Origin of the sequence: Streptomyces sp. NPDC058274 (genome assembly GCF_042881375.1) — a bacterium.
Taxonomy (GTDB): Bacteria; Actinomycetota; Actinomycetes; order Streptomycetales; family Streptomycetaceae; genus Streptomyces.
In genome coordinates this window covers 901,733-925,717 of record NZ_JBHVXW010000001.1, presented here as the reverse complement: position 1 = coordinate 925,717, position 23,985 = coordinate 901,733, and the positions used below count along the sequence as shown (strand labels likewise).

Annotated in this window: 17 protein-coding genes, 3 tRNA genes and 1 pseudogene; 12 read left to right on the top strand and 9 right to left on the bottom strand. The window is 70.2% G+C overall.

Annotated elements, in window-relative coordinates:
- Positions 1–392 precede the first annotated feature (392 nt).
- Both ACFVYF_RS04155 and ACFVYF_RS04150 read right to left on the bottom strand, forming a co-directional pair.
- Positions 393–2,507 carry a molybdopterin oxidoreductase family protein gene (locus tag ACFVYF_RS04155; protein WP_389450384.1) on the bottom strand — a complete coding sequence of 705 codons (2,115 nt, stop codon included), beginning with the start codon at positions 2,505–2,507 and terminating at the stop codon, positions 393–395.
- Between the two features lie 198 nt (positions 2,508–2,705).
- On the bottom strand, positions 2,706–3,401 hold the full coding sequence (locus ACFVYF_RS04150; RefSeq protein ID WP_389450381.1) for a vancomycin high temperature exclusion protein: 696 nt from the start codon (positions 3,399–3,401) through the stop codon (positions 2,706–2,708).
- A gap of 243 nt (positions 3,402–3,644) precedes the next feature.
- Between ACFVYF_RS04150 and ACFVYF_RS04145 the strand changes: the two genes are divergently transcribed.
- The 5 genes from ACFVYF_RS04145 (at position 3,645) to ACFVYF_RS04125 (ending at position 10,887) form a co-directional block, all read left to right on the top strand.
- A complete protein-coding gene (locus tag ACFVYF_RS04145) occupies positions 3,645–4,553 on the top strand; it encodes a sirohydrochlorin chelatase (protein ID WP_389450378.1) in 909 nt (302 codons plus the stop codon).
- Between the two features lie 49 nt (positions 4,554–4,602).
- Positions 4,603–5,961 (top strand): deoxyguanosinetriphosphate triphosphohydrolase, encoded by a 1,359-nt coding sequence (locus tag ACFVYF_RS04140; RefSeq protein ID WP_389450375.1) that lies wholly within the window; start codon positions 4,603–4,605, stop codon positions 5,959–5,961.
- Between the two features lie 93 nt (positions 5,962–6,054).
- The gene (locus ACFVYF_RS04135) at positions 6,055–7,320 is read left to right on the top strand and encodes an NAD(P)/FAD-dependent oxidoreductase (RefSeq protein WP_389450372.1); all 1,266 of its coding nucleotides are present in this window, start codon (positions 6,055–6,057) and stop codon (positions 7,318–7,320) included.
- Positions 7,321–7,431: 111 nt separating this feature from the next.
- Complete coding sequence (dnaG, locus tag ACFVYF_RS04130; protein ID WP_389450369.1) at positions 7,432–9,333, top strand: DNA primase; 1,902 nt, start codon at positions 7,432–7,434, stop codon at positions 9,331–9,333.
- Between the two features lie 225 nt (positions 9,334–9,558).
- On the top strand, positions 9,559–10,887 hold the full coding sequence (locus ACFVYF_RS04125; RefSeq protein WP_389450366.1) for an RNA polymerase sigma factor: 1,329 nt from the start codon (positions 9,559–9,561) through the stop codon (positions 10,885–10,887).
- A gap of 107 nt (positions 10,888–10,994) precedes the next feature.
- Here the strand turns inward: ACFVYF_RS04125 and ACFVYF_RS04120 are convergent, their stop codons facing one another.
- The 4 genes from ACFVYF_RS04120 to ACFVYF_RS04105 form a co-directional block, all read right to left on the bottom strand.
- A complete protein-coding gene (locus ACFVYF_RS04120) occupies positions 10,995–12,923 on the bottom strand; it encodes an ABC transporter ATP-binding protein (RefSeq protein ID WP_389450364.1) in 1,929 nt (642 codons plus the stop codon).
- Positions 12,923–14,656, bottom strand: a complete 1,734-nt coding sequence (locus ACFVYF_RS04115; RefSeq protein ID WP_389450361.1) for an ABC transporter ATP-binding protein — start codon at positions 14,654–14,656, stop codon at positions 12,923–12,925. The genes ACFVYF_RS04120 and ACFVYF_RS04115 overlap by 1 nt, the downstream gene beginning before the upstream one ends.
- 181 nt (positions 14,657–14,837) lie before the next feature.
- Positions 14,838–16,292, bottom strand: a complete 1,455-nt coding sequence (locus ACFVYF_RS04110; RefSeq protein ID WP_389450358.1) for an FGGY-family carbohydrate kinase — start codon at positions 16,290–16,292, stop codon at positions 14,838–14,840.
- Between the two features lie 85 nt (positions 16,293–16,377).
- A complete protein-coding gene (locus ACFVYF_RS04105) occupies positions 16,378–16,683 on the bottom strand; it encodes a YtxH domain-containing protein (RefSeq protein ID WP_389450355.1) in 306 nt (101 codons plus the stop codon).
- A gap of 145 nt (positions 16,684–16,828) precedes the next feature.
- Here ACFVYF_RS04105 and ACFVYF_RS04100 point away from each other — a divergent pair.
- From ACFVYF_RS04100 to ACFVYF_RS04080, 5 genes are all read left to right on the top strand, one after another.
- Positions 16,829–16,901, top strand: a tRNA-Asn gene (locus tag ACFVYF_RS04100).
- Between the two features lie 5 nt (positions 16,902–16,906).
- A tRNA-Asn gene (locus ACFVYF_RS04095) sits at positions 16,907–16,979 on the top strand.
- 166 nt (positions 16,980–17,145) lie between these two features.
- Positions 17,146–17,219 (top strand) — tRNA-Ile (locus ACFVYF_RS04090).
- A gap of 336 nt (positions 17,220–17,555) precedes the next feature.
- Positions 17,556–17,789: a type II toxin-antitoxin system VapB family antitoxin gene (locus tag ACFVYF_RS04085; RefSeq protein WP_389450352.1), complete on the top strand. Its 234-nt coding sequence runs from the start codon at positions 17,556–17,558 to the stop codon at positions 17,787–17,789.
- Entirely contained in the window at positions 17,786–18,193 is a 408-nt protein-coding gene (locus tag ACFVYF_RS04080; RefSeq protein WP_389450349.1) for a PIN domain nuclease, read from the top strand. Before ACFVYF_RS04085 ends, ACFVYF_RS04080 begins: the two co-directional genes overlap by 4 nt.
- 765 nt (positions 18,194–18,958) lie before the next feature.
- Here the strand turns inward: ACFVYF_RS04080 and ACFVYF_RS04075 are convergent.
- Positions 18,959–19,272: pseudogene (locus tag ACFVYF_RS04075) on the bottom strand (transposase family protein); the annotation flags it as partial.
- A gap of 754 nt (positions 19,273–20,026) precedes the next feature.
- Here ACFVYF_RS04075 and ACFVYF_RS04070 point away from each other — a divergent pair.
- Positions 20,027–20,728 carry a helix-turn-helix transcriptional regulator gene (locus ACFVYF_RS04070; protein ID WP_389450346.1) on the top strand — a complete coding sequence of 234 codons (702 nt, stop codon included), beginning with the start codon at positions 20,027–20,029 and terminating at the stop codon, positions 20,726–20,728.
- Positions 20,729–20,794: 66 nt separating this feature from the next.
- On the opposite strand, the gene ACFVYF_RS04065 is transcribed toward ACFVYF_RS04070, so the two are convergent.
- Positions 20,795–21,682 (bottom strand): UbiA prenyltransferase family protein, encoded by an 888-nt coding sequence (locus ACFVYF_RS04065; RefSeq protein ID WP_389450343.1) that lies wholly within the window; start codon positions 21,680–21,682, stop codon positions 20,795–20,797.
- 221 nt (positions 21,683–21,903) lie between these two features.
- Complete coding sequence (trpS, locus tag ACFVYF_RS04060) at positions 21,904–22,995, bottom strand: tryptophan--tRNA ligase (RefSeq protein WP_389450666.1); 1,092 nt, start codon at positions 22,993–22,995, stop codon at positions 21,904–21,906.
- A gap of 341 nt (positions 22,996–23,336) precedes the next feature.
- On the opposite strand from trpS, the gene ACFVYF_RS04055 reads away from it, so the two are divergent.
- On the top strand, positions 23,337–23,978 hold the full coding sequence (locus ACFVYF_RS04055; protein WP_389450340.1) for a hypothetical protein: 642 nt from the start codon (positions 23,337–23,339) through the stop codon (positions 23,976–23,978).
- Positions 23,979–23,985: the final 7 nt, after the last annotated feature.

Genomic DNA, 23,985 nt, shown 5'->3' with positions numbered 1-23,985 from the left:
CGCCGGTCAGCCGGTGCGCCGGACCGGACCGGTGCCGGGTGTGGGCGGGGCCGGCCGTCTCCGGGGAGCGCGGGCGCGGGTCAGTGGGGGACCGGACCGGACCGGTCCGGGTGCCGGTGCGGCCCGGTCACCTCCTGCGCCTTACCGCCGGTCAGCCGGTGCGCCGGACCGGACCGGTGCCGGGTGCCCGTGCGGCCCGGTCACCTCCTGCGCCTTGCCGCCGGTCAGCCGGTGCGCCGGACCGGACCGGTCCGGGTGCGGGTGCGGCCCGGTCACCTCTTGCGCCTTGCCGCCGGTCAGCCGGTGCGCCGGACCGGACCGGCGCCGGTGTGGGCGGGGCCGGCCGTCTCCGGGGAGCGCGGGCACGGGGTCAGCGGGAGCGCGGGCGCCGGTCAGTGGGGGACCGCGCCGACGCCGGGTGCGGGAGGTCCGACGGTCTCCACGCGGACCGCACACGCCTTGAACTCGGGCATGCGGGAGGTCGGGTCGAGCGCCGGGTTGGTCAGCGTATTGGCCCGCCCCTCGCCCGGCCAGTGGAAGGGCATGAAGACGGTGTCGGGGCGGATGGCGGTGGTGACCCGCGCCGGTGCGAGGGCCCGTCCGCGGCGGGAGACGACGGCCACGGTGTCGCCGTCCAGGGCGCCGAGCCGCTCGGCCAGCCGCGGATGCATCTCCACGAACGGCCCGGGCGCGGCGGTGTTCAGCTCGTCGACCCGCCGGGTCTGCGCCCCCGACTGGTACTGCGCGACCACCCGCCCGGTGGTGAGCAGCACCGGGTACTCGGCGTCCGGCTCCTCGGCGATCGGCCGGTGCGCGACCGCCACGAAGTTCGCCCGTCCGTCGTCGGTGGCGAAACGGTCCAGGAAGAGCCGGGGCGTGCCCGGAGCGTCGTCGTGGGCAGGCCGCGCCGGGCAGGGCCAGAAGACTCCGGCCTCCTCCGCGAGCCGCCGGTAGGTGATCCCCGAGTAGTCCGCGGGACCGCCCGCGCTCGCCCGGCGCAGCTCCTCGAAGACCTCCTCGGGATCAGTCGGGAAGCCCTTCTCCACGCCCAGGCGGTCGGCCAGTTCATGCAGGACGTCGAGATCGCTGCGCACCCCGTCGGGAGGGCTGACCGCCCGGCGCCGCAGCAGGACCCGGCCCTCCAGGTTCGTCGTCGTGCCCGTCTCCTCCGCCCACTGGGTAACGGGCAGGACCACGTCGGCCAGCGCGGCCGTCTCGGAGAGGACGACGTCCGCGACCACCAGCAGGTCCAGCGACTTCAGACGCTCCTCGACATGGGCGGCCCGGGGCGCGGACACCACCGGGTTCGAGCCCATCAGCAGCAGCGAGCGGATGTCCGTGCCCAGCGCGTCGAGGAGTTCGTACGCGCTGCGCCCGGGCCCCGGCAGCGAGTCCGGGTCCACGCCCCACACCTCGGCCACATGCCGCCGCGCCGCCGGATCCGTCAGCTTGCGGTAACCGGGCAACTGGTCGGCCTTCTGGCCGTGTTCGCGCCCGCCCTGTCCGTTCCCCTGCCCGGTGAGACAGCCGTACCCCGACAGCGGCCGGCCCGCACGGCCGGTCGCCAGACAGAGGTTGATCCACGCGCCCACGGTGTCGGTGCCCTTGGACTGCTGCTCGGGCCCGCGTGCGGTGAGCACCATGGCGGTGGACGGCTCGCAGAACATCCGTACCGTCTCGCGGAGTTGGGGCACGGACACACCTGTGATCCGCTCCACCTGCTCCGGCCAGTGCGCCATCGCCGCCGCCCGGGCCTCCTCCCATCCCCTCGTACGGTCGCGGATGTACTCCTCGTCCGTGCGCCCCTCGGCCACCACCAGGTGCAGCAGACCGAGCGCCAGCGCCAGATCCGTGCCGGGCCGCGGCGCCAGATGCAGGTCCGCCTGCTCGGCCGTACGCGTCCGGCGCGGGTCGATCACGATCAGCTTGCCGCCGTTCGCCCGCAGCTCGGTGAGATACCGCAGCGCCGGCGGCATCGTCTCGGCGAGGTTCGAACCGACGAGGATCACGCACCCGGTCCTCGGAATGTCCTCCAGCGGGAACGGCAGCCCGCGGTCCAGGCCGAACGCCTTGATGCCGGCGGCCGCAGCCGACGACATGCAGAAGCGCCCGTTGTAGTCGATCTGCGAGGTGCCGAGGACGACACGGGCGAACTTCCCGAGCGCGTACGCCTTCTCGTTCGTGAGGCCGCCCCCGCCGAAGACCGCGCACGCGTCCGGGCCGTGTTCCGCCCGGATGCGGGAGAATCCCCCGGCGATCCGTTCGAGTGCCTCGTCCCACGTGGCGGGCTCCAGGACGCCCGCCCTGCGCACCAGCGGGGAGGTCAGCCGGACCCGGGACGAGAGCAGCGCCGGCGCCGTACGGCCCTTGCCGCACAGCGCCCCCCGGTTCACCGGGAAGTCCGCCCGCTCCGTCACCTCGACGCCTCCGCCGGGCGCCGGCGTCAGGTTCATCCCGCACTGCAGGGCGCAGTACGGGCAGTGCGTCGGCGTCACGGAGTTCTCCATGCCGCCCAGCGTGCGACGACCGTGTTTCACCCCGGGACGCACTCCGTTACGCACCCGCGGCGGAGACCTCCCGTCGGCCTGGACGCCACCGTGAGGGAAATCCAGCCCCTCCGGCGTTTGAGGAGCGGGGTCCGGGGCGGAGCCCCGAGTACGGGACGGGAAGGGGCGGAGGGGGCGAAAACCCTCGACAGAAACAGGTCAGCGCCCCGCGCTTCCGAGCGCCCGGGTCACCCCGGATTCCCGGGGCCCCAGGAACCGGGGATCAGGCCGGAACACGGCATCCACCGCGGCCTTCCCCGCCGCGAACACCTCCCGCGCACCCCCGTAGTACCAGGTGACGTCGTGCTTGGCGTCGACCCCGACTCCGTACGACGACACCCCCGCCGCCTCGCAGAGCGCGACGGCCCGCCGGATGTGAAAGCCCTGACTGATCAGCACGGCCCGGTCGACACCGAAGATCTTCTTCGCCCGCACGCACGAGTCCCAGGTGTCGAACCCGGCGTAGTCGCTGACGATCCGCCGGTCCGGCACCCCACGCCGCGTCAGATAGGTCCGCATGGCGTCCGGCTCGTCGTAGTCCTCGCGGCTGTTGTCACCGGTGACGAGCACGACCTCGATGCGCCCGTCCCGGTACAGCTTCGCCGCCGCGTCCAGCCGGTGCGCGAGATACGGCGACGGCTCGCCCTCCCACAGCCCGGCCCCGAACACCACCGCCACCTCGGTCCGCGGCACGTCCGCGATGGTCCGCAGCCGGTCGCCCGTCGACACGAACATCCAGGTCGCGGGCAGCAGCGCGAGCACGCACAGCAGCATGAATCCCTGCACGGCCCGGCGCTGTCCCGCGCGGGTGCGCGGCAGCGACGGCCTGCGGAAGCCCGGGCGCGGCAGGCGCATGGTCGGTGTACCCCCAGTGACGTCGGTGTTCGGCGTTCGGCGTTCGGCGTTCGGCGTTCGACAAAGGGGGACGCAGTGCAAGGCGATACGGTTCGCCTCCCCGGCGTGAAGGGGCTCACCCCGGGCGCCGCGACCGCGGGGGGACGCGCCTCACACCTTCCCCTCACCCCATGGTGATCCGCCGGAAAACACCCGTCATGCCCGCGCAACGGGACGGCAACCTCCTACCGTCAGGATCGGCCCATGACGGCGTCGAACCCTCTTCGCGACGAGTCGCCTGCCGGCCCCGGCGGCCCCACGCTCCGCGGCACCCACCTCGACAGTACGGCGCAACTCATGAACCGGATCACCAGCCAGCTCGGCAGCCAGCTCAGCCTCGTCTCGCTCAACGGCACCCGCCGCCCGGCGCCGCCGACGCTCGTCCTGGTGGCGCACGGCAGCCGCGACCCGCGCACGCTGAGCACCGTACGCGTGCTGATCGAACGGATCCGTGAGCTGCGCCCGCACCTGCCGGTGCGCCTCGGCCACATCGAGCTCAACGAGCCGCTGCTGCCCGACACGCTCGCGTCCGCGGACCCGGGTGAGGCCGTCCTCGTCCCGCTGCTGCTCAGCCGCGGCCACCACGTCAAGCACGACATCCCCGAGGCCGCGGCCGCCGCCCCGGACGTGGTGCGCACCCGCGTCGCCGCCCCGCTCGGCCCGCACCCCCTCCTCGTGGAGACGCTGTACGCGCGGCTCGTGGAGGCCGGCTGGCGGACCCGGATGAGCGATGCCGCCCGCCGCTCCAGCGGTGTCGTCCTCGCCGCCGCCGGCTCCCGTGACCCCGACGCGGGCGTCGACACCCGTCGCACCGCCCAGCTGCTCGCCGAGCGCCTCGGCGTCCCGGTCGTGCCCGCGTACGCCTCCGCCGCGACGCCCACCGTCAGCGCCGCCCTGCGCACCCTCGCCGCCCGCGGCCGCCACCGGGTCGCCGTCGCCTCCTACTTCACCGCCCCCGGCCGCTTCGCCACGGAGTGCGCGGCCGCCGCCCCCTGGATCGCCGCCGCCCCGCTCGGCGCCCACCCGGCGATGGCCCGCCTCGTCCTGCACCGCTACGACCAGGCCCTTGCCACCCCCGAGCCCGCCCCCGAGCGGGCCCTGGCCTCGGCCTGAACCGGACGGCCGCGTCCCGTTTGTCACTGCCTGCGTCTACTGTCGGGGCATGGAAGGCACCGCACCGAAGACCGAAGGCACCACCCCGCCCCAGCCCCACGAGAACCACACCCTGCCCGCCGCGTACGACGAGGCGGCCGTCGAGCGCTGGGCCGTCGAGCCCGACAAACGCCCCGGCCGCACCGCCTTCCAGCGCGACCGCGCGCGCGTGCTGCACTCCTCCGCCCTGCGCCGGCTCGCCGGCAAGACCCAGGTGGTCACCCCCGGCACGCGCAGCCAGGCCTGGGACGCCAGCGCCCGCACCCGGCTGACGCACTCCCTGGAGTGCGCCCAGGTCGGCCGCGAGCTGGGCGCCGCCCTCGGCTGCGACCCCGACCTGGTCGAGGCGGCCTGCCTCTCGCACGACCTGGGCCACCCGCCCTTCGGGCACAACGGCGAACAGGCACTGAACGAATTCGCTGAGGACTGCGGCGGCTTCGAGGGCAACGCCCAGTCACTGCGGCTGCTCACCCGCATCGAGCCCAAGCGCTTCGTCCGCTCCGAGGAGTCCGGCGAACTCGTCAGCGTCGGCCTCAACCTCACCCGCGCCGCCCTCGACGCCGCCACCAAGTACCCCTGGCCCCGCGGCGGCCATCCCGCCGACCCCAAGTCACCCAAGTTCGGTGTCTACGAGGACGACCGGCCGGTCTTCGACTGGGTCCGCAAGGGCGCCCCCGGCACCCGTATCTGCTTCGAGGCCCAGGTCATGGACTGGTCCGACGACGTGGCCTACTCGGTGCACGACGTGGAGGACGGCCTGCACGCCGGTCACATCGACCCCAACTGTCTGCACGCCGAGCCGGAGCGGCAGGCGATCTTCGCGGTGGCCATCGGGCGGTACGTACCCGCAGACACGGACCCCGCCGAGCTCGACGAAGCCCTCGACCGCCTCCTGGACCAGGAGTGGTGGCCGCACGGATACGACGGATCGGCCGTCGCGCAGGCCCGGTTGAAGGACGCCACAAGCCAGCTCATCGGCCGCTTCTGCCTCGCCGCCGAGGCCGCCACCCGCGAGCGGTACGGCAGCGGCCGCCTCTCCCGGTACGCCGCCGAACTCGTCGTACCGACGAGTGCCCGCCACGAATGCGCGGTCCTCAAGGCGGTCGCCGACCGTTACGTGATGCAGCGCGCCGAGCAGGAGCGGCTCCGCGCCGACCAGCGGATCGTCGTCGCCGAGCTGGCCGAGGCGCTCACCGCGCGCGCTCCGGACGGACTGGACCCGCAGTTCCGCGCCCTGTTCGACACGGCCCCGGACGACCGGGCCCGCAAGCGCGTGCTCGTCGACCAGATCGCCTCGCTCACGGACGCCTCGGCACGCTCCCTGCACCTCAGGTTCACCACCCGCCCCGACGGCGGCGGCCGAGGGTGACCCTGCGTGGCCTGATCGGGCCACTCCCTCTTCCCGCATCACACTCCGTGCGGGACGCTCGCATGTGGCGACACCCTTACGAGGAGGCATCAAGTGGTCGACGCGGATCAGACATTCGTCATCGTCGGAGGAGGTCTGGCCGGCGCGAAGGCGGCCGAGACGCTCCGCGCGGAGGGGTTCACCGGGCGGGTGATACTGATCTGTGACGAGCGCGACCACCCCTACGAGCGTCCGCCGCTCTCCAAGGGCTACCTGCTCGGCAAGGAGGAGCGCGACAGCGTCTTCGTCCACGAACCGAGCTGGTACGCGCAGAACGACATCGAGCTCCACCTCGGCCAGACCGTCGACGCCGTCGACCGGGTGGCGAAGACCGTCCGCTTCGGCGACGACGGCACCCTCGTCCACTACGACAAGCTGCTCATCGCCACCGGCGCCGAGCCCCGCCGGCTCGACATCCCGGGCACGGACCTGACGGGCGTCCACCACCTGCGCCGCCTGGCCCACGCCGAGCGGCTCAAGGGTGTTCTCGCCGCCCTCGGCCGCGACAACGGCCACATCGTCATCGCGGGCGCCGGCTGGATCGGCCTGGAGGTCGCCGCCGCGGCCCGTGAGTACGGCGCCGAGGTCACCGTCGTCGAGCCGGAGGCGACCCCGCTGCACGGCGTCCTCGGCCCCGAGCTGGGCCAGCTCTTCACCGAGCTGCACCGCGAGCACGGAGTCCGTTTCCACTTCGGCGCCCGGCTCACCGAGATCGTCGGCCAGGACGGCCTCGTGCTGGCCGCCCGCACGGACGACGGCGAGGAGCACCCGGCGCACGACGTGCTGGCCGCGATCGGCGCCGCCCCGCGCACCGGCCTGGCCGAGGCCGTCGGCCTCACCCTCGCCGACCGCGCGCACGGCGGCGGCATCGCCGTCGACGCCCGGCTGCGCACCTCCGACCCCGACATCCACGCGGCCGGCGACGTGGCCTCCTTCCCCCACCCGCTCTTCGGCACCCGGCTGCGCGTCGAGCACTGGGCCAACGCCCTCAACGGCGGCCCGGCCGCGGCCCGCGCCATGCTCGGCCAGGAGGTGACGTACGACCGTGTGCCCTACTTCTTCTCCGACCAGTACGACGTCGGGCTCGAGTACTCGGGCTGGGCGCCGCCGGGCTCGTACGACCAGGTGGTGATCCGCGGCGACGCCGGAAAGCGGCAGTTCATCGCCTTCTGGGTGAAGGACGACCGGGTCCTCGCCGGGATGAACGTGAATGTGTGGGACGTCACGGAGCCCATCCAGGCCCTCATCCGGTCCCGGGTCCAGGTGGACACCGAGGCACTCGCCGACCCCCATGTGCCCCTGGAGAGCCTGGTGCCATGACCGGCCCCGGCGCCCGGCCGCCGCGCCGCGGATCCGGGGGCCGGCCCCCGGGACCCCGGCGGACGGCCGGCGCGCCCCAGGAGTGTCGGTGAGTCGCCGTAGACTCTCCCCGTGGCAGGACGGATCAACGACGAGGACGTGAAGGCTGTTCGGGACGCGGTCTCGATCGACGCCGTGGTGTCCGAGTACCTCCAGCTGCGCAGCGCGGGCGGCGGCAATCTGAAGGGCCTGTGCCCCTTCCACGACGAGAAGTCACCGTCCTTCCAGGTCAGCCCGAGCAAGGGACTGTTCCACTGCTTCGGCTGCCAGGAGGGCGGCGACACCATCACGTTCGTGATGAAGGTCGACCACCTCACGTTCTCGGAGGCCGTCGAGCGCCTCGCCGGCCAGGCGGGCATCACCCTGCGGTACGAGGAGGGCGGGTACAACCCCTCCAACCAGCGCGGCGAGCGCATCCGCCTGGTCGAGGCGCACAAGGCGGCCGCGCAGTTCTACATCGAGCAGCTCGACACCAGCTCCGAGGCGGACACGGGCCGTAAGTTCCTGGCCGAGCGCGGCTTCGACCAGGCCGCCGCCGCCCACTTCGGTGTGGGCTACAGCCCCCAGGGCTGGGACCACCTCACCCGCTATCTGCGCGGCAAGGGCTTCACCGACAAGGAGCTGGTCCTCTCCGGGCTCTCCCAGGAGGGCCGGCGCGGCCCCATCGACCGCTTCCGCGGCCGCCTCATGTGGCCGATCCGGGACATCGGCGGCGACGTGGTCGGCTTCGGCGCGCGCAAGCTCTACGACTCCGACAACGGCCCGAAGTACCTGAACACGCCCGACACGCCGATCTACCGCAAGTCCCAGGTCCTCTACGGCATCGACCTCGCCAAGAAGGACATCGCCAAGGCCAGCCGCGCGGTCGTCGTCGAGGGCTACACGGACGTCATGGCCTGCCACCTGGCCGGCATCACCACCGCCATCGCCACCTGCGGCACGGCCTTCGGCAGCGACCACATCAAGATCCTCCGCCGCCTGCTGATGGACAACGGCTCGGCGCGGGTGATCTTCACCTTCGACGGTGACGCGGCCGGCCAGAAGGCGGCCCTGCGCGCCTTCGAGGACGACCAGAAGTTCGCCGCCGAGACCTACATCGCGGTCGCCCCCGACGGCATGGACCCCTGCGAACTGCGCCTGGCCAAGGGCGACGAAGCAGTTGCCGACCTGGTCGAACCCCGCACTCCGCTCTTCGAGTTCGCGCTCCGCCAGATCGTCCTGCGCTACGACCTGGAGACCCCCGCGGGCCGCGCCGCCGCGCTCGACGAGGCCGCCCCGATCGTCGCCCGCATCAAGAACAGCGGCGCGCAGCACGAGGTCGCGGTCCAGCTCGCGGGCATGCTCGGCATCCTCGACACCCAGTTCGTGGTCAAGCGGGTGGCCCAGCTGGCCCGTTGGTCCCGCGACCGCGGCGGCAAGGGCCCGGCCCCCGCCTCCCAGCGCCCCCAGCAGACGTACGCGGCGGCCCAGGCACCGGCCGGCGGTCCCGCGCTCACCCTCCGCAACCCCGTGTTCGCCACCGAGCGCGAGCTCCTCAAACTCGCCCTCCAGCGACCGGAGTTGGTCTCCCCGGCCTTCGACGCGTACGGGCTCGACGAGTTCACCGCCCCGCCGTACGCGGCCGTGCGCCAGGCGATCATGGACGCGGGCGGTGCCGAGTCCGGCGTCCAGGACCCCCAGGAGTATCTGGTCCAGGTCCGCGACGCCGCCCCGGACAACGCGGTCCGCGCCATGGTCACGGAGCTGGCCGTCGAGGCCATCCTGCGCAGGACCGTCGACGAGACCTATGCGGGCGACCAGCTCGTCATGGTCCGCCGGCGCGCCGTCGACCGCCGCATCCGCGATGTCCAGGGGGCGCTGAGCCGCGCGAGCACCCAGGGCGACCCGGCCCATCTGGCCGCCGTACAGAACGAGTTGTGGGTCCTCCAGCAGTACGGTCAGGCGCTGCGGGAGCGGGGCGCGGCGGCGCTCTGACGGTGCGGCACCGGGACCCGGCGTCGGCCCCGGCCGCCTCCGGTCGCCGCCCCGGTGCGCGGTGCGCCCGGCACAGGCATCCGGCACGTGCGACTTTCGCCCCGTTCGGACCGCCCTGGACTGCGCACTCGTCCGGCAGGGTAACCATGCGGTCACGGACCGGACGCAAAAAGTCACCGCACGCCCCTCGTGGCAGCGATGTGTCGTACTCCACACTGGGTTCCGGTGCCTGAGTCCTCGGAGCGCGGCCGACCCGTACGCGACGGGTCCCCCATCCCCGCGGTTCCGCCAAACGACTACGGGATGGTCAGCGGCAAGGCCGTCGACCCCATCCCCGACGTACCGCTGCCGCATGCCTCAGCAGCGACATTCCTGGAGGTCGCCCCCGTGCAGACCCAGACCCTCACACAGACCGACAACACCACGGACACGGACGCGGAAACCGGCGTCGTCGCGGCGGTCCCCCCGCAGAGCCGTGCCACGCACCACCCCGAGGCGGACCCGGGGAGCCCGGCCGAACCCGACGAGCCACCCGGCGAGGGCGCCGTGTCCGACGCCACCGAACCGGAAGCCGAGGCCGAGCCCGAGGTCGTCGAGCCCGAGCCCGTCGAGCGGTCCCGCAGCCGTGCCGCGGCCGACACCGGTCCCTCCTCCGACCTGTTCCGCCAGTACCTGCGCGAGATCGGCCGCATCCCCCTGCTCACCGCCGTCGAGGAGGTCGAGCTCGCGCGCCGCGTCGAGGCGGGCCTCTTCGCCGAGGAGAAGCTGCGGCTCGCCCGCGACCTGGACAGCCAGCTCGCCCTCGACCTGGACAAGCTCGTCGTCATGGGCCGGATGGCCAAGCGCCGGCTGATCGAGGCGAACCTGCGGCTCGTCGTGTCCGTCGCCAAGCGGTACGTGGGCCGCGGACTGACCATGCTCGACCTCGTCCAGGAGGGAAACCTGGGCCTGATCAGGGCAGTTGAGAAATTCGACTACGCCCGCGGGTACAAGTTCTCGACCTATGCCACCTGGTGGATCCGCCAGGCCATGTCACGCGCGCTGGCCGACCAGGCCCGCACGATCCGGGTCCCCGTCCACGTGGTCGAGCTGATCAACCGGGTCGTCCGGGTCCAGCGGCGCATGCTCCAGGAGCGGGGCTACGAGCCGACCCCCGACGAGGTCGCCGCCCACCTCGACCTGCCCGGCGAGCGGGTCAGCGAAGTCCTGCGGCTGGCCCAGGAACCGGTGTCGCTGCACGCGCCGGTGGGCGAGGAGGACGACGTGGCGCTCGGCGACCTGATCGAGGACGGCGACGCGGCCAGTCCCGTCGAGTCCGCCGCCTTCCTGCTGCTCCGTGAGCATCTGGAGGCGGTCCTGTCCACGCTCGGCGAGCGTGAGCGCAAGGTCGTCCAGCTCCGTTACGGCCTGGCCGACGGCCGGCCCCGCACCCTGGAGGAGATCGGCCGCATCTTCGGCGTCACCCGCGAACGCATCCGCCAGATCGAGTCCAAGACCCTCAACAAACTGAGGGACCACGCCTTCGCGGACCAGCTGCGGGGTTACCTGGACTGAGGGCGCGCACCCGGAGGGGCTGAACATCAGCCCCTCCGGCGTTTGAGGAGCGGGGGCCGGGGGCGGGCCCCGGGGACTGGCAGGGGCGGAGGGGGCGAAAGAAGCCCTCAGTCCACCTCGGCCACCGCCTGCGCGAACTGGGCCTGATACAGCCGCGCATACGCACCACCCGCGGAGAGCAGCTCCGCATGAGCCCCCTGCTCGACGATGGCCCCGTTCTCCATCACCAGGATGGTGTCCGCGTCCCGGATCGTGGAGAGCCGGTGCGCGATCACGAACGACGTACGCCCGTGCGCGAGCTTCGCCATCGCCTTCTGGATGAGCACCTCCGTACGGGTGTCGACCGAACTCGTCGCCTCGTCGAGCACGAGGATCACCGGATCGGACAGGAACGCCCGCGCGATGGTGATGAGCTGCTTCTCACCGGCGCTGACCCCCGACCCCTCGTCGTCGATGACGGTGTCGTACCCCTCGGGCAGCGTGCGCACGAACCGGTCCGCGTGGGCCGCCCGCGCCGCCTCCTCGATCTCCCCCCGGGTGACGTCCCGGGAGGCGCCGTACGCGATGTTCTCCGCGATCGTGCCGCCGAACAGCCAGGTGTCCTGGAGCACCATGCCGATCTGCGCCCGGAGTTCGTCCCGGGACATCCTCGCGACGTCGACCCCGTCGAGCGTGATCCGCCCGCCGGTGACCTCGTAGAACCGCATCAGCAGATTGACCAGCGTGGTCTTGCCCGCTCCCGTCGGACCGACGATCGCGACCGTGTGCCCGGGCTCGGCCTTCAGCGAGAGGTCCTCGATGAGCGGCTTGTCGGGGTCGTAGCGGAAGGACACGTTCTCCAGCGCCACCCGTCCGCGCACCTCCGCCGGGTGCTCGGTCGTGACCGGGTCGGCGCCCTGCTCCTCCGCGTCGAGGAGCTCGAAGATCCGCTCGGCCGAGGCGACCCCGGACTGCACCAGGTTGGCCATCGACGCGACCTGCGTCAGCGGCATCGAGAACTGCCGCGAGTACTGGATGAAGGCCTGCACGTCACCGATCGACAGGGAGCCCGACGCGACCCGCAGCCCGCCCACGACCGCCACCAGCACATAGTTCAGGTTCGAGACGAACATCATCAGCGGCTGCATGATCCCGCTGTTGAACTGCGCCTTGAACCCGGCCTCGTACAGCTTCTCGTTCTGCTCGGCGAACTGCGCGGCCGACTCCTCCTGCCGCCCGAACACCTTCACCAGGGTGTGCCCGGTGTACATCTCCTCGATGTGCGCGTTGAGCTTTCCGGTGGTCCGCCACTGCTGCACGAAGTGCGGCTGCGAGCGCTTGCCGACGCGCGTGGCGATGACGAAGGACAGCGGCACGGTGATCAGTGCGACCAGGGCCAGCAGCGGCGAGACCCAGAACATCATCGCGAGGACGCCGATGATGGTCAGCAGCGAGTTGATGAGCTGGCCCATCGACTGCTGGAGGGTCTGCCCGATGTTGTCGATGTCGTTGGTGGCGCGGCTGAGCACCTCACCGCGCTGCCGCTTGTCGAAGTACGACAGCGGAAGCCGCGAGAGCTTCGCCTGGATGTCCGCGCGCATCCGGTACACGGTCATGTTGACCGCCCGGTTGACCAGCCGCGTCGCGACCGCCATCAGCAGGCCGGCCAGCACGAACACCACGAGCGCGAGCCCCAGCACCTCGCCGACCGCGTTGAAGTCGATGCCCTCGCCCGGTGTGAAGTCCGTACCGGAGAGCATGTCGGCCATGCCGCCGTCACCGCGCTCCCGCATGGACGCGAGGACCTCGGCCTTGGTGGCACCCGCGGGCATCTCCCGCCCGATGATGCCCGCGAACACCAGGTCGGTCGCCCGCCCGAGGATCTTCGGACCGACCACCGACAGGCCCACGCTCAGGACGACGGCGAACAGCATCGCGAACATCGTGGCCCGCTCGGGCTTGAACTGTGCGAGGAGCCGTTTGCCGGACCCCTTGAAATCCATCGAGCGCTGATCGGGGCCGCCCCCGGCCATCATCCGCCCCATAGGCCCGGCCATCAGGCAGCCTCCGCTTCCGTGAGCTGGGAGAGAACGATCTCCCGGTAGGTCTCGTTGTCCGCCATGAGCTCGTGATGCCGTCCGGAGCCCACCACCCGGCCCTCGTCGAGGACCACGATCCGGTCGGCCTCCCGGATCGTCGACACCCGCTGCGCCACGATGACGACGGTGGCCTCGGCGGTCTCCTCGGCCAGCGCCGCCCGCAGCGCCGCGTCCGTCGCGTAGTCGAGGGCGGAGAAGGAGTCGTCGAAGAGGTAGATCTCCGGCCGCTGCACCAGGGTGCGGGCGATCGCGAGCCGCTGCCGCTGACCACCGGAGACGTTGGTGCCGCCCTGCGCGATGGGGGAGTCGAGGCCGTTCTCCAGCCCCTCCACGAAGCCCTTGGCCTGCGCCACCTCCAGCGCGTGCCACAGCTCCTCGTCGGTCGCGTCCGGATTGCCGTACCGCAGGTTCGTGGCCACCGTGCCCGCGAAGAGGTACGGCTTCTGCGGCACCAGCCCCACGGTCCTGGCCAGCAGCTGCGGCTCGACGGTGCCCACGTCCACACCGTCGACGAGCACGGTGCCTTCCGTGGCGTCGAACAGCCTGGGGACGAGCCCGAGCAGCGTGGACTTGCCGCTGCCGGTCGACCCGATCACGGCGGTCACCTCGCCCGGCCGCGCCACCAGGTCGACGGCCCTCAGGACCGGCTCCTCGGCGCCCGGGTAGCGGAACCCGGCCCCCCGGATCTCCAGGTGCCCGTGCCGCCGCAGCTCCACCACGGGTGCGATCGGCGGCACGACGCTGCTCTCCGTCGCCAGGACCTCCTCGATGCGCTCGGCACAGACCTCCGCGCGCGGCACCATCATGAACATGAAGGTGGCCATCATCACGGACATCACGATCTGCATCAGATAGGCGAGGAACGCCGTCAGATCGCCGATCTGCATGCCGCCGCTGTCGATGCGGTGCGCACCGAACCAGACCACGGCGATCGACGACAGGTTCACGACGGTCATGACGATCGGGAACATCAGGGCCAGCAGCCGGCCGGTGCCCAGGGACACCTCGGTGAGATCGGCGTTCGCCTTCTCGAACCGGTCCCTCTCGTAGCCGTCCCGTACGAAGGCGCGGATCACGCGGTTGCCGGTGATCTGCTCGCGCAGCACCCGGTTCACGGTGTCCAGACGCACCTGCATGGTCCGGAACAGCGGCCGCAGCCGCCGCACGATCAGCGTCACGCAGATGCCGAGCACCGGCACCACGGCGACGAGCACGCCGGACAGCGGCACATCCAATCCGAGCGCCATGACGATGCCGCCCACACACATGATCGGCGCCGACGCCATCAGGGTGAACGCCATCAGCGTCAGCATCTGCACCTGCTGGACGTCATTGGTGGTGCGGGTGATCAGCGAGGGCGCACCGAAGTGGCCGACCTCGCGGGCGGAGAAGGACTGCACCCGGTCGAAGACGCCGGCCCGGATGTCGCGGCCGACCGCCGACGCCGTACGGGCGCCGAAGTAGACCGCGCCGATGTTGCAGACCACCTGGACCAGCGAGATGCCGATCATCAGGGCCCCGAAGGACAGGATGTAACCCGTGTCCCCCTTCACGACACCGTTGTCAATGATGTGCGCGTTGAGGGTGGGCAGGTAGAGCGTGGCGCAGGTCTGGAGGAACTGCAGCAGCAACAGCAGGGCGATGGGCTTCTTGTACGGACTGAGATAGGTACGCAGGAGTCGTATGAGCACGCGGGGTCTCTCGGAGTCGGCGACGGGGGCTGGGTGGTGCACCACCCCCCTATCGTCGGTCACTCCCCCCGCGTTACCTCAACTGATTAACCCAACAGCGGTCAAAGGACGGACGCGGCCTCGGTCCCGGGCCGCCCGCGCCTCCGACCTGAGGCGTACGCCCCGGTGCCGCTCCCGGGCGCTATGCCCGGAACGCGCCCGGATGCGTCTGTTCCCGTACGGACACGTACTGCTGCCGTACCGCCTGCCCCACGGCCAGGTCCTCGCCGGGCTCCAGCAGCTGCGCGGCCGCACCCTGCCAGACGGGTGGCAGCCGCGGGTCGAGCGCGCCCTGCGAGACCCCGAGCGCCCAGGCCGCCTGCCGGGCCGCGCCAATCGCCGCGTAGTCCGCGGGCTGCGGCACCACGACCTGCGCGCCGAACAGCGCCGGGGCCGCCGCCTGGACCGCGGTCAGCTCGGCGGCCGCCCCCAGCAGGAAGACCCGCTGCACCTCGACACCCCGGCCGCGCAGCACGTCCAGCGCGTCCGCGAGCCCGCACAGCATGCCCTCGAACGCGGCCCGCGCCAGGTGCTCGGGCCGCATCGACTCCCGGCGCAGCCCGGCCAGCGTCCCCGCCGTGTGCGGCAGATTCGGCGTCCGCTCGCCCTCCAGATACGGCAGCATGACCAGCCCGTGGGAACCCGGCGTCGACTTCATCGCCAGGTCGGACAGGCTCTCCAGATCGGGCAGCCCCAGCAGGTCGACGGCGCCGCGCAGGGCCCGTACGGCATTGAGTGTGGTGACGACCGGCAGATGCATCCCGGTCGCGTCCGCGAGGGAGGTGATCATCCCGGAGGAGTCGATCAGCGCCTCGGGGTGTACGGCCATCACGGACCCGGAGGCCCCCAGGGACACGACCGCGTCGCCGAGCCCGATGCCCAGTCCGAAGGCCGCCGCCATGGTCTCGCCGGTCCCGGCGGAGATCAGCAGCCCCTCGGGGGTGGTGCCCGCGGCGTCGGACGGCCCGAGCACGTCGGGCAGCATCGCCTGGTGCCCGAGCGCGAGCTCGACCAGATCCGGCCGGTAAGTGCCTGTCGCCGCCGACCAGTAACCGGTACCGGAGGCCCCGCCCCGGTCCGTGGTCCGTCTCACCGGCCGTCCGAGCAGCTGCCACACCAGCCAGTCGTGCGCCTGGAGCAGCACGCCGGTACGCAGCGCGACCTCGGGTTCCGTCTTGGCCAGCCAGCGCAGCTTCGTCACCGGATGGGCCGCCTGGGGTACGCACCCCACGGCCTGGGCCCAGGCCTCACGGCCGCCGAGCGCGTCGACCAGATCCGCCGCCGCCACCTGCGCCCGCTTGTCCCCGCCGACCAGCGCGGGGCGCACCGTATTGCCCTGGGCGTCCACCGGGACCAGCGCGTTCTGCTGCGCGGAAACGCCGATGGCCTGCACACCTTCGAGCAGCCCGCCGCCCGCCGCCTCGCCCAGGGACAGCAGCCAGGCCTGCGGATCGACGTCGGAGGGACGGCCGCCACCCTCCGCACCCTCGACCGGGTGCGGCGCATAGCCCTGCCTCAGCACGGCGCCCGTGTCCGCGTCGCAGACGACGATACGAGTGAAATCGGGCGAACTGTCCAACCCGGCGACTATCCCCATGGTGCAAATTCTGCCGTACGAAGGGGGGTGAGCGCGCAGGGCCGTCGGCGGACGGATGCCCGCCGACGGCCCTCAGCCGGGTGATTCAGGTGTTCGTGGTGCCCCAGTCGTCCCCGCCGCCGGTGCCGGCGTTGCGCTCCCGCAGGGAGCGCACCCGGTCGGTCACGGAGTCGGGGACACGGTCACCGACCTTCTCACTCACCACGTGGTACGCCTTGCCGGCGAATTCCCGCCCCTGCTGGGCCGCGGACTCGGCGGTGTTGCGCACCGCCGGGTTCTGGGCGACCTGACGGGCGGTCTTCCTCAACTGCTCGTAGCGCTCGCGCCCGGCCCTTGTGCCGAGCACGTAACCCAGAGCCAGTCCGGCGACGAATGTGAGCCGGTAGCGCATGGCAGCCACCCTTCCCTTGCGTCGTCATCGGTGCGGGGGGAACCGATTGGCGGAGCACCCCCCTGCTTGCGCTAATGTATGTGTCGCAGCGAGCGCACGCCCCCTGGCGAATACCCAGGTAGGTGCGTTCGATGCAACGAAGCGATCCCCTGTAGCTCAATTGGCAGAGCAGCCGGCTGTTAACCGGCAGGTTACTGGTTCGAGTCCAGTCGGGGGAGCTCGATCTCCTGTAGCTCAATTGGCAGAGCAGCCGGCTGTTAACCGGCAGGTTACTGGTTCGAGTCCAGTCGGGAGAGCAGCGGAAGAGGACCCCGATGGGGTCCTTTTTCATGCCCGGTGGAACCGCTCCGCGCAGGGCGGGGTCCTCATGGTCATGCGAAGCCGACCATCCGAAGCAGGAGATCGTATGAGCGGCTATGCTGCGGCAGACGGCGCGTACAAATGTGCGCGACGCGCCGTAATGGGGCGGTAGCTCAGCCGGTTAGAGCAGCGGACTCATAATCCGTCGGCCGTGGGTTCGAGTCCCACCCGCCCCACTCTCCGCTACGCGGGAAGAATCGATCTGACCAGCAACTTCGCTGGAGGGTCGGGCGAGTTGAGGGTCCTGGCGACCCTGTCGAGATCATGTTTCCATGATCGTCTGGACGGATTCTGGACGCCGATTCCGGTCAAGTCGGGTATGGCGCCTATGCGGTGTATTTTGTGTCGATGTTGAGCGGGTCTCCGTTGGCTCGTCCTGTAGCGGGAAGTGCCCCATGGGGGCGCCCCAACGTTCGGCGCACTTCCCTCGCGCGGTCTCCCTGTGATCGATGGCCCACCCAATGTTGGTGATGTATCTTGGGTGCATACATAGCGGATGTTGGAGGTGTCCGATGTCCGTCACGCAGATTGATCTCGACGACGAGGCGCTGGCCGAGGCCATGCGGCTCATGGGTGTCACGACGAAGAAGGAGACCGTCAACGCGGCCCTTCGGGACTACGTGGCGCGGATCAAGAGGCTTGAGGCTGCGGAGAAGCTGGCCGGGCGGGGTGCGCGTGGTGAGTTCGAGCAGGCCGCGGCGGCGCATGACGCGGAGAAGCGTGCCCGGCGCGAGGCCTTCGAGTGATCACGTATCTGATGGATACGTCGGCTCTGTGGCACCTGTTCCGTACTCCGGGTGCGTTGCGCCCTTGGGAGGGACACATCGCCGCCGGGGTGTTCCACATCTGCGAGCCGACACGTGCCGAATTTCTCGACTCGGCAACCAGCCCGTCCCATCGGGACGAGCTCGCGGAGGAACTGGACGCGCTCTGCTTGCTCTCTCCTGTGCCGAAGAATGCCTGGCGTTGGGTCGACACCGCCCAGTACAAGCTGACCCAGCGGGGCCAGCATCGGGAGGCTGGAGCGATCGATCTGTTGGTGTGTGCGACAGCTGTGCACCATGGGCACACCGTTCTCCACGTGGACAACGACTTCGCGACGGTGGCCGGAGTGCTCAAGGAAGTTCAGCAGCGGGACGTACGAGCCTGATCTTCTGGAGCCGGTTCACGTTGTCGGCCTGTGGGCCCCTCGATGATCGATGCCCAAGTCACTGCCCCAGAACTGTGAACCTGGTCGGTCCTCTGAGCGCGGCCGTCGCACCGTCCAGATTCGCGAGCCGTGCGGCAAGGGTGGCCTCCGCGAGCCGGGTCGGCAGTGCGGCGTTGAACGTGAGGCCGTTCAGCGCACGCGCGTCCACTGCCGGAAGGCACAGCTGATCGGCGGCTTCCGAAATGACCTTCCTCCATTCCGCAGGCGTCACGTCCTCGTGAAGTCGGATGCTGGAGTGGATCGGCGATCGTGGTCAGTGTGGCGGTCAGGGTGGCGTTGGCCCGGTAGCCGGCCCAGGTCCACCAGCGCACACTGGTGTCGCGCCCGCCCCTTGCGACCACCGTCCCGTCGGGGTGGACCAGTTCCGAACTGCTCTCGCGTGCCTGAGTGAGCGCGGCCTTGGCGCGCCCGGTGAGGGCGACCGGCTGGCCGGCGCCGAGGAGCACTTCCCGTGCCGCGCGCGTCAGTTCGTACGAGGCGGTCCGGCCGGAACCAGTTCCTCCTCAGTGCGCCTTGCCGCCGCCGTCAACCGGTTCGACGAAGCGTCGCCGCCGGGACCAGTCGATGTACGTCACCTGCCAGCTCTGCCCGGCGAGGAGCAGGCGCCGAGGCACCACCACCTCTTCGGTCAGCAGCGCGGGATTAAGGGTTGTCCCGTAACGATCTTGGAATTGAAGGGAGTCGGTCGCCGCGCCGCCCCTGTACTTATCCGGCGAGGGCGAGGTTGTGCAGGGTTGGGCGATGTCGAGAATCGCGTGATGGACTCCGTCGCCTCTGAGGGGGCAGTCGCGAAGGATCTTCCAGCCCGTCATGCGGGCGAGGGTGTGCTCGACGCGGGCTCGGACCTGCTTGTGGGAGTGGTTGTGTGCCTCTTTCCAGGCCGGAAGTTCCTCGCCTTTGCGTCGGCGGTGTGGGATGACCAGTCCGGTGCCTTGGTAGCCGCCGCCGGCGATGGTCATCGTTTTGCCGACGGCGGCCTTGGCTCCGGATTCTTCCCAGCCGCGGGAGTCGTGCCGGTTGCTGTCCGCCGAACCCGCGTGGCGCGAGGCGGCCCGCGTGTTCGAGGACCCGTCCCTGTTCGACTTCAGCCAGCCCTGGCCTCCGGACTTCCCCGTCGAGTTCGGCAGCATCGGATGACACGTTGAGGGGGTGCTTGGTGACGTCGTACTCCCGCCAGGTATGCGCAGCCGTGTCCCAGCCGGAGGCGCTGACGATCCGCCCGTAGAAGTAGCCGTTGCCGAACCGCTCGTACTGACCAAAGCCCTGCTCGTCGGGGGTGTGCGGCAGGAACGGCTTCGAAGATCACCCCCGATAGCGCGGGTCTCGTACGTGTCGGCGTCGAATGGGCGGGACTCGCCCGCTGTGCGAAGGGTCCGTCTCCGGGCACGAACTGGGTGGACGAGGACTACGGCGGCACGACGATCCTGGAGCATCTGGTAGCCGCGCCGCCACTGTTGTCCTGCCGAGTAGGGATGCAACGGCCGTCCGCGTCATGACTCAGCCACGAGGACAACTGGTTGGCCCTGCACGTCAGAATCGTCGCCGGTCCGATCGGCACCGCGGTCTGGGTCATCCCGGTCCGATGAGGACTCGAGGTAGATCTGACACACAGTCGAACGTCAAGGTTATTGAAAGTCGGGCACACGGCTACGGGCCGCGGGGGCAGGGCGGTTACCCTGCTGGCGGTCGTGATGTCCTGGTCGCCCGCGTGCTGAGGGGTGGCGTCGATCCGTACATCCGGCGCGTTTCGATAAGGCTGTAGCAGGGGGGCTCTTGCGTTACCCGACTGCGGCGCAGTTCCTGCGCACCGCGACTCCAAACGTCATCCGCTCCTATGAGACGGCGCTGAGAACCGTCCGCAGTCCCTTGGTGACGCGCATGGATGCTTGGCCGAAGTGCCGCGACCAGGCGCAGGCGATCGTCGAGGACTGCGTTGCGACGCTGAACGGGGACCAACCGCTGGAGCCGGCCAAAGTCTGGCAGTACTCACACCTCGTGGGAGCCGACCGCGCCAACCAGGGAATCGCAGTGGCCGAGTCGGTCCGCGCGGTGGAGGTCCTGTGGAAAGCCATGCAGCCGACCATCCGCTCCGCTGTGCAGCACGAGGCACCCTCGCGACGGACATCCGCGCTGTTGCTGATCAGTGCCGCGTTCCGCTCCAGTTCCGGAAGCCGACTCTATGCGGGCGCAGTTGGCTACGGCGGAGCCTCCGCCCGGGCGTCCGAGACTCTGCCGATCGAGGACGCAGCAGAGGGCACCTCGGAGACGGCATCAGCGCACGCCGCCTGCGTGGCGTTGTCCAGGCGTGAGAAGGAAGTGCTCGAGAGGGTCGCGAAGGCGATGACCAACAGCCAGATAGCCCGGCAGCTCGGCATAACGACAGCGACCGTGAAGCGGCACCTCAACAACATCTACGGAAAACTGGACGCCGTGTCCCGTATCGACGCCGTCAACAAGGCCTTCGGACGCTACTGACTCGCATCTGTTGAGGAACTTGGAAAATTTCAAGAAGCCCCCTCAGCACCGGCACATGGGCGGATGTCACGCAGGCCCGTGCAACACCAGCGCGAGCATCATGATGATGTTCGCCGCGTACTGGGTGCGCATGAACACTCGGTACGCGCTGCGCCTGGTCCTTTTGTCCCCGTCGGCGACCCGGGCCGTGCGGACGATCTGCGCCACCACGCATACTGCTCCGAACGTCAGGGGAACGGTTCCGGCCAGCGTCAGCGGGGCCCAGGTCAGTGCCGCCAGCACCGCGCCGACGCCGACGAACAGCGACCCCGCCACCGCCACCGCGCGGGCTCGGCCGGCGCCGTACCGCACGGCCACGGTGCGGCGCCCGCCGACGGCGTCCCCTTCGACGTCGCCGAGGTCCTTGACGACCGCGCCCACCAGGGCCATCCAGGCGCTCATCGCTGCGGCGAAGACCAGGCCGGCCGGGCTCAGTTCGCCTCCCACGGAGGTGGCACCGGACGCGAACGAGGTCCATCCGAGACCGAACACCGTCACCGCACAGGTGCTGCTCCAGCGCTTTGCGGGAAACGGCGGTGTCGAATAGAGCCAGCCCAGCAGCAGGAACAGCGCCACCCACACGGTGAGTCCAGGGACGAACAGCGACAGCAGAAGGGACCCCGCGGCCGCGGCCGCGGTGAGGAAAGCGGCTGTCCGCTCCGGCAGATCACCCCGCGCGATCGGACGGGTGGACCCGTTGGCGCGGTCCTCCTTGACGTCCAGCACACCGTTGACCAGGTAGGCGGTCACCACGGCCAGCCACCATGCGAGGACCCCGGCGGCCAACTGCGGTGCGTCCACCGTTTTTTGAGCCGAGAAGGCGGCGCCCACCCCGAACCGCATGAGGAACACGATCTGGACGACAGGCCGGGCCTCGACCAGGCTCAGACGCACGTAGCGGGGCCAGTGGCGCACCGGGACACCAGGCCGTGATGCAGGGGAGAGAACTCTGCCGGAGGTCACTGTCACGGCGTCAGATTACGAGGATGGTGTCGTCCTGGGCCGCGACTGCATCCAAGGGTGCATGGAGGTCCTCATCCTGATCGCGAGCAACTGCCCCGGTGGGCGGCAGGAACCACCTGGTGAGACACCGCTTCCGCAACGGAAGCGGCGGCGGTGTCTCACCGGCCGGTACCTCAGTAGACGCTGTTCATGGCAGCACGTACCTCGGCGAGCGTGGCGTCGGCGACCGCCCGGGCCCGCTCGTTGCCCTCACGCAGCGTCTGACGGAGGTAACCGCGGTCCTCCGCGTATTCGGCCCGCAGAGCCCTGATCGGGGCCAGGTACTCGTTGACGGACTCGGTTACCGTCCTCTTCAGCGCGGCGGCCCCGGCGGAGCCGATCTCGGCGGCCACCGCCTCGGGGGGCCGGTTCTGGCAGAGCGCTGCCAGAAGGAGGAGCGACGACACCTCCGGGCGGTTGGCCGGATCGTAGGTGATGTGGCGCTCGGCGTCGGTCTTGGCCCCCTTGAGCAGACGGGCCGTCTCGTCAGCGTCGGCGGACAGCAGGATGGCATTCCCGCGGCTCTTGCTCATCTTGGTGCCGTCCGTGCCCAGCAGCAGCGGTGCGCTCGACAGCAGGGCGTCGGGCTCGGGGAAGACGGCGGTGCTGTTGCCGTAGCGGTCGTTGAAGCGGCGGGCGATGGTGCGCGTGATCTCCAGGTGCGGGAGCTGGTCCTGGCCGACCGGGACCAGATTGCCCTTGCAGAAGAGGATGTCGGCGGCTTGGTGAACGGGATAGGTGAACATCAGCCCGCTGACAGCCGATTGGCGTGAGTGGGCGATCTCGTCCTTGACCGTGGGGTTGCGGTTCAACTCGGAGACGGAGACGAGGCTGAGGAAGGGCAGCATCAACTGGTTGAGGGCAGGCACGGCACTGTGCGTGAAAATCGTGCTGCGGTCCGGGTCCACGCCGACGGCAAGGTAGTCCAGTACCAGGTTCTCCACGTGCTCGGTCAGGTTGTCCGCCACGTCACGATCGGTCAGGACCTGGTAGTCCGCGATGATCACGAACATCTCCACGCCAAGGTTCTGCAGACGAACGCGGTTGTGCAGCGTGCCGAAGTAGTGCCCCAGGTGCAGGCGACCGGTGGGCCGGTCGCCCGTCAGCACCCGGAACTGTTTGGGGTTCTTGACGATCTGCTCCTCCAGCAGCGCGTTGCGGGCCTGTACGGCGGACAGGCCGAGCGTGTCGCCAGGGGTGCCGGAGCTGGTGGCGTCGGTTGACATGGTCCGGGATGCGGTGTTCACAGAATCTCCTGGGGGTCGATGCCGCCGTGAGGATGGCCCGATCCCTGGTCCAGGGGACGCGTAGGGCCCGTCCATCCGTCCGAACGGCCCTGTCATGCATCAGAGGCGGCCGCTCCTATGAGGAGCGCCAGCAGCACAGAAATGACGAGAGATGCATGGGCACATCATAACTAGGGGCCGGCCCCGGTCAGTCGCATTGCGCGCCCGATGCATCGTTGGTTGTAGTTTGGCCTGCTCCTCTACCACCGGTTGGCATCATATGGGTCGAGCGAGAAATCGGAGGTGAGTCACAACTGACAAGCATGGAGAATGCTCGGCGCGTGACTGCCCATCTGCCGAGGGTCGCGCGTTTCGAAAGCGAACCCCTCAGGCGCTTCGTCGACAACGCCGTACAGGAGTGCCTGAAGTGTCTGAACAGCCGTGACGCGGACGCGGTTCCCACTTATCTCCCCCGTGCGTCGGGACTACTGTTCGGGCGGTTGGGCGGCTCTGAGATCGCAATCAGTGACCTCGAATTCGTACAGAACGTCCGCGACCAGGACGAGAGTGTGATGGCCGAATTCGAGACGGCTATCGCCCCCCGGTTCGGCGAGGTGTACCGGAATCCGGGACGAGGGTTCTGGAGCGACGACAAGGGTGTACTCCAGGCGATTCAGCGCCAGTCCGCGAAGGGCCTGGATCTGCTGGGATCCGTGCACTCGCACCCGAACTGGCACGAGATCGGACCGCCGCACGAGCGGTTTCAGGAGCTCAGCGAGAATCCGACGCGGATGGATGAGTATCTCTTCCGTCAGTCGTCCTGGCCGGTCAATCTGATCTGGTACATCCGTGCGATCGGTGGCCTTCTCGAGCACCGCGTGGCGGGTTGGCGGCCCGGTCCTGAGCGGTGCGAAATGCTTGATATTCGCATTCCGTCGGACATTCGCGATGAATTCAGCATCGCAGGCCAGTTCAAAGAATGACGAGCCG